Raw genomic sequence first — 6,132 nt, forward strand, 5'->3', positions numbered from 1 at the left:
ATAGGTCAGAGGTGTAAGCATGGTAACATGTTCAGCTGACTGATACTAATAGGTCGAGGGCTTGACCAATAAAAAGACGATCAACAAAAATTCATGTGCAATTTTCAGAGAACAAGTTCCTTTTTAAGGATATAAAATCTTTGAAATAATAAAATCTGGTGATGATGGCGTAGAGGAAACACTCCTTCCCATTCCGAACAGGAAAGTTAAGCTCTATAGCGCCGATGGTACTGCATGGGTGACCGTGTGGAAGAGTAGGACGTTGCCAGGTCCAATTGGATCTTTAGCTCAGTTGGTTAGAGCAACCGGCTCATAACCGGTAGGTCCGGGGTTCGAGTCCCTGAAGGTCCACCATTTTGGGGGTATAGCTCAGCTGGGAGAGCACCTGCCTTGCACGCAGGGGGTCAGGAGTTCGAATCTCCTTACCTCCACCAAAAGGTGGAAAGCTATGAACGTAAGTTCATAGCTTTTTTTGTTATATATAAAATTGATAAGATATTATGTAAATGGTATTATTAAATTAAGAAATAAATTTATTGAGGAATTAATATGAATTATAGAATAAAACAATTTTGTTGGTATATAACTTCAAGTTGGAAAAAGATAGATACTAATTTAATAAGAATGTATTTAAACAATAATGAAGAGAAGTTGTTTAAAAAATTAAATAATTCTGAGCAACATCATTGTATTAGAGTTTGTAATGATGCGATTAAAAAAGTTAATCAAGAAAATATAAATATTAATAAAAATAAATTAGCTAAAATTGCTTTGCTTCACGATGTTGGAAAAACAACAAAGTATTTAAATGTTGTAGATAAATCATTAATTGTTTTACTAGATAAATTTACAAAAGGTAAGTTAAAGAAGTATACCAATATAAAAAAGATAGATGTTTATTATAATCATCCAATAAAAGGTGTAAGGATATTAAAGAGCATACAAAATTATGATAAAGAGTTTTTGGATGTTATAAAAAATCACCATAAAAAGCCTTATGAAAACATGAAAAAAGAGGATAATATATATCTTAAAATAATAAGAGAATGTGATAATAAAAATTAGAAATATAAAATCTGTTAAGGGAGATATAAAAATATTATGGATTCAAAAAAGAGAAGGGAAGATATTTTTCTTAGATTAACTAAAAGCAATAAACCTATAAAAGGGATAGAATTTGCAAGTATATATAATGTTACAAGACAAGTAATAGTTAAGGATATTGCATTACTAAGAGCTGAAGGAAATAAGATAATTTCTACACCTGATGGATATATGGTGGTAAAGAAAGAAAATAAATTCAGATCATTAATAGTTGTATCCCATGATGAGAGTAGAATGAAAGAGGAGTTAGAAGTAATTATTAAATATGGTGGAAGTGTTGAAGATGTAATTATTGAACATCCTCTATATGGAGATATAAGGGCCACATTAATGATTAAAAACTTAAATGATTTAAATAAATTTATCTACAAGTATAATAATAATAAAACAAATCTTTTATCGTTATTGACTAATGGTATTCATATACACACAATTTCATGTGATAGTGAAGAGAATATTGAATTAATAAAGAATGAATTAAATGAAAGGGGATTTATAGTTTCTTAGAAACTATATTATATGGAGGTAGTCGAATAATATGGATTATGATGTGTTAATATTAGGTGCAGGAATAGTTGGATGTGCAGTTGCATATGAGTTATCTAAATATAATCTAAATATAGCAGTTATTGAAAAGGGGTATGATGTTGCAGATGATATTGCTGTGGTAAATACTGCTATTGTTTATGATGGTTCTGAGACATCTAATGCAGTTATGGCAGGTCTTGAAAATATAGGAAGTGTTCTTATTAAAGAAGCTTGCGAGAAGTTTAAGATACCATATAAAAGAGTTGGTTCACTTAGAATTGCTACAAATAAAGAACAAGAGTTAAGGCTTGAAGAAATGTATATTAAAGCTAAAGATAGAGGAATATTAGGAGTAAATCTTATTAATAGTAATGATATAAATAAAATAGAGCCTAATTTACATATTGATGTTAAAAAAGCATTATATTCAAAAAATACAGCTATAATTGCCCCATATGATTTATCTATTACGTATGCAGAAGTAGCAGTTGATAATGGGGTAAATTTTAGATTAGAAGAAGAAGTTTTTAATATAACTAAAATAACTAAAGGTTTTGATGTAACTACAAATAAAAATAAATTTAAATGTAGAATAGTTATAAATACAATTCCAGATGAAATATATGTAGATAACAATAAGACTAAAGAAAAAATTATAGATAATGTTATGCAGAAAAAAATGAATTATTTTTTAACTGAAGATAAGGTAAAGGATAATCCTAAAAAAATAATTGTTAATGTTATTGATGATCAAACCTTTGTTATAAATTCGCCTATGATTAGTGGCGGTAATATGCTTGGAGTAAAAAATACAAATATTTTAGATGTAGATAAAGGTGTATATTTTGGAAAATATATTGTACCAGATATTAGCAAAGAGAATATAACTGAAATGATTAGGGAAGTATATAAAAGAGATGAAATGGTTATTGATGATAGTGAAATTAATAATGGATATATAAGGATTACAGGTAAGCATTATGGAAAAATTACAATTGCACCTGCAATAGCAGAAAGTATAAGAAATTCAATAGTTAATATTATGAATGCAACACCTAATAAGAGCTTTATAGATAAGAGAAGAGAATTTTATAGGTTTAGAGACTTAGATAGAGAGGAAATAAATGAAATAATAAAACTTGATAAGAGATATGGAAATATAGTCTGTATTTGCAATAAAGTAAGTGAAGGAGAAATAGTAGATTGTATAAGAAGGCCTCTTGGTGCTAGAACGCTTGAAGGAGTTAAAAAAAGAACGGGAGCTGGATATGGGAATTGTCATGGATCTTATTGTGCAAGAAAAATAATAAATATTCTAGCTAGAGAGACGGATAAAAAACCTATTGATATAGTTAGAAATTCAAAAGGGTCAAACATACTAGCGGGAAGAATAAAAGAATTTGATGAAGTTTAGATAGGTGGTAATATTTTTGAGTAATAAGGATATATTTACTAGTGTTATAAGAGTGAAAGGTGATGCTAAACACAAGGTTGTGCCAGTAAAGAGTAGTGATAAGGTTGATGTATCTCTATGGAAAGAATTTTCTAAGGTTATTGGTAGGATATATACGAATACCCCTATAAATACTGGAGATATAATATGTAAGAATATTTTAAATACTGGAATAGATATTATTTGCAGTAAAAGAATAGATAATGAATAATAAATGTTAATCATAATATTGACAAGGAAGCTTTAAATGTATATATTAGAGTTAACATAAATAGTAAAATTTAAACTGGTGATGAGGATAAGTAATTTTAATTAGTCTTTAAGAGAGTCAGTGGATGGTGTAAACTGATAGATTTAATTATTATGAATCTACCTTTGAGGGACTGTGAAATAAGCAGTACGGTGAAGAATCGTTAAATCTATTAAGAGGATAAAAATTTATTTTTATCAATTAGGGTGGCAACGCGGAGTCTATTCGTCCCTTTTATTTAAGGGATATAGGCTCTTTTTATATGTAAAAATTTAAATGATATAAATACAATTTAGGAGGAAACAGATATGTTGGATTTAAAAAGAATAAGAAATAATCCTGAAGAAATTAAAAGAGCTTTAACTAATAGAGGAGAAGATTTTGATGTATCAACTATTGATGAATTAGTTAAATTAGATGAAGAAAGAAGAAATATACTTGTAGAAGTTGAAGTTTTAAAGAGTAAAAGAAATCAAGTTTCATCAGAAATTCCAAAGCTTAAAAAGGCTGGAGAAGATGTAGCTCCAATAATGGCTGAGATGAAGGAACTTGGAAATGAAATAAAAGAACATGATGCTAATTTAGCAAATGTTAATGAAAAAATAGAATATTTAATGCTTAGAATACCAAATATACCAAACCCACAAGTTCCAGAGGGAGAATCAGATGCAGATAATGTTGAGATTAAAAGATGGGGAGAAGTTAGAGAATTTAAAGGTGAACCAAAGGCTCATTGGGATTTAGGATTAGACCTTGGAATACTTGATGCTGAAAGAGGCGGAAAGGTTGCAGGTTCAAGATTTACATTCTATAAAGGATTAGGAGCAAGACTTGAAAGAGCAGTCCTTAATTACTTTATGGATAAACACTCAAATGATCATGGTTATACAGAAATATTACCTCCATATATGGTTAATAGAGCAAGTATGACAGGTACAGGTCAATTACCTAAGTTTGAAGAAGATGCTTTTAAGGTAGAAAACAATGGATTCTTCTTAATACCAACAGCAGAGGTTCCTGTAACTAATATGTATAGAGATGAAGTGTTAAATGGAGAAGAGCTTCCAATTAAGCATGTAGCTTATTCAGCTTGTTTTAGAGCAGAAGCAGGTTCAGCAGGAAGAGATACTAGAGGACTTATAAGACAACATCAATTTAATAAGGTTGAGTTAGTTAAATTTTCAAGACCAGAAGATTCATATGATGAATTAGAAAAATTAACTAGGGATGCAGAAGAAGTATTAGAAGAATTAGGATTACCATATAGAAAGGTTAGAATCTGTAAAGGTGATTTAGGATTTACAGCTGCTTTAAAGTATGACTTAGAAGTTTGGATGCCAAGTTATAATAGATATGTTGAAATTTCAAGCTGCTCAAACTTTGAAGATTTCCAAGCAAGAAGAGCTAACATAAAGTTTAGAGATGGAAAAGGTAAGCCTCAATTCGTTCATACATTAAATGGATCAGGTTTAGCTGTTGGTAGAACTGTTGCAGCAATACTTGAAAACTATCAAAATGAAGATGGAACAGTAGAAGTTCCAGAAGTATTAAAGAAATACATGGGTGTAGATATAATAAAATAGTAGATAGGATAATATTATTCTAAATAAATTAAAGCTACTAGAGGAATAAATTTTATTTCTCTGATAGCTTTTTTTATTAAAAAATATTATTAATTTGTTTAATATAATTTTATATTACAGATTCTATATATTTAATAACTCCATCATTTATATTTGAATCAATAACTGAAGTTGATAGTTCTTTTAGCTTAGGTGAAGAATTTTCTACAGCATAACATTCATCTGATATTTGAAACATAGGGATATCGTTTAAATTATCACCAAAGGAAATTAATCGATCGAAATTGAAATCATTCATTATCTTTTTTATTGAATTTGCCTTTGAAGATTTATAACTATAAATTTCTAAGGTATATAAGCCTCTATTATAAACATCTTCATAAGCAACATAATATATTTCTTTAATTTTACTAATCTCTTTTTCTATACTTAAAATATTCTCTTTATTATCCATTAAGAAAAAATATAAAACATCAGAATTTTTAGGTAGAGGAGAATTTATAAAAGTTTTAAATGGAGTATCATTACGTTGTTTTATAAACTTTTCTTCAATAGGATTATCTGATTTAGTATAGTATACGTTTATATGATTATTATAAAGTGTATATGAAAAGTTAGGTGTTTTAGTTTTAGATAATATAATAGATATCTTTTCTACAATATCTAAAGGAATCTTATTATATGATAAGTATTTATTACTTTTTATATCATATATAGCTGCTCCATTCATAACTGTTATTGGAAGATTAATATTTATATCTGATAATATTGGAACTGCTGTAGCAGGTGTTCTTGCAGTTGCAATAGAAAAATTTAAATTATTAGAAATTAATAATTTATTTAATTTTTTTTTAGTATAATCTGAAAGTTTTGCATCTTTATTTAAAAGAGTTCCATCTAGGTCTGATACGTATAAATTCATAATTGCCTCCTAATTATTATTAATGTAAAATTTTTTATAATTATAATATAAAGAATAATATATATCAAACTATTATTTAAATGATTAAATAATAGAATAAGGTCTAGTTAATTTTGTTAAAATAAAAATGATAAAATTAGTTAAAAAGTAGTTGACATAAAAAATTCATATGATATAATATTACTTGTCTTTGATATGGAGAGATGGTCGAGTTGGTTTAAGGCACCGGTCTTGAAAACCGGCGTACCTTTGCGGGTACCCAGGGTTCGAATCCCTGTCTCTCCGCCATATA

At 28.1% G+C, this 6,132-nt stretch carries 6 protein-coding genes, 3 tRNA genes, 1 rRNA gene and 1 other annotated feature; of the genes, 9 read left to right on the forward strand and 1 reads right to left on the reverse strand.

Features of this window, described 5'->3' with window-relative positions:
- The first annotated feature begins 154 nt into the window (after positions 1 to 154).
- The 8 genes from rrf to serS all read left to right on the forward strand — a co-directional run bounded on the left by rrf (position 155) and on the right by serS (position 4,918).
- Positions 155 to 271 (forward strand): 5S ribosomal RNA (gene rrf / locus J2Z53_RS12635).
- Between the two features lie 6 nt (positions 272 to 277).
- Positions 278 to 354, forward strand: a tRNA-Ile gene (locus tag J2Z53_RS12640).
- A 4-nt stretch (positions 355 to 358) separates the two neighbouring features.
- Positions 359 to 434, forward strand: a tRNA-Ala gene (locus J2Z53_RS12645).
- A gap of 115 nt (positions 435 to 549) precedes the next feature.
- Entirely contained in the window at positions 550 to 1,065 is a 516-nt protein-coding gene (locus J2Z53_RS12650) for an HDIG domain-containing metalloprotein (protein ID WP_209797819.1), read from the forward strand.
- Positions 1,066 to 1,101: 36 nt separating this feature from the next.
- Entirely contained in the window at positions 1,102 to 1,611 is a 510-nt protein-coding gene (locus tag J2Z53_RS12655; RefSeq protein ID WP_209797820.1) for a transcription repressor NadR, read from the forward strand.
- Positions 1,612 to 1,642: 31 nt separating this feature from the next.
- Entirely contained in the window at positions 1,643 to 3,046 is a 1,404-nt protein-coding gene (locus J2Z53_RS12660; RefSeq protein WP_209797821.1) for an NAD(P)/FAD-dependent oxidoreductase, read from the forward strand.
- A 16-nt stretch (positions 3,047 to 3,062) separates the two neighbouring features.
- The gene (locus J2Z53_RS12665) at positions 3,063 to 3,296 is read left to right on the forward strand and encodes a DUF1667 domain-containing protein (protein WP_209797822.1); all 234 of its coding nucleotides are present in this window, start codon (positions 3,063 to 3,065) and stop codon (positions 3,294 to 3,296) included.
- Positions 3,297 to 3,365: 69 nt separating this feature from the next.
- Positions 3,366 to 3,571: a binding site (T-box leader), on the forward strand.
- A gap of 72 nt (positions 3,572 to 3,643) precedes the next feature.
- Positions 3,644 to 4,918 (forward strand): serine--tRNA ligase, encoded by a 1,275-nt coding sequence (gene serS, locus J2Z53_RS12670; protein WP_209797823.1) that lies wholly within the window; start codon positions 3,644 to 3,646, stop codon positions 4,916 to 4,918.
- A 109-nt stretch (positions 4,919 to 5,027) separates the two neighbouring features.
- On the opposite strand, the gene J2Z53_RS12675 is transcribed toward serS, so the two are convergent.
- Positions 5,028 to 5,840 (reverse strand): Cof-type HAD-IIB family hydrolase, encoded by an 813-nt coding sequence (locus J2Z53_RS12675; RefSeq protein ID WP_209797824.1) that lies wholly within the window; start codon positions 5,838 to 5,840, stop codon positions 5,028 to 5,030.
- Positions 5,841 to 6,037: 197 nt separating this feature from the next.
- Between J2Z53_RS12675 and J2Z53_RS12680 the strand changes: the two genes are divergently transcribed.
- Positions 6,038 to 6,128: transfer RNA gene (locus tag J2Z53_RS12680), tRNA-Ser, on the forward strand.
- The last annotated feature ends 4 nt before the right edge of the window (positions 6,129 to 6,132 follow it).

Origin of the sequence: Clostridium moniliforme, from assembly GCF_017873235.1 — a bacterium.
Lineage (GTDB): Bacteria > Bacillota > Clostridia > Clostridiales > Clostridiaceae > Clostridium > Clostridium moniliforme.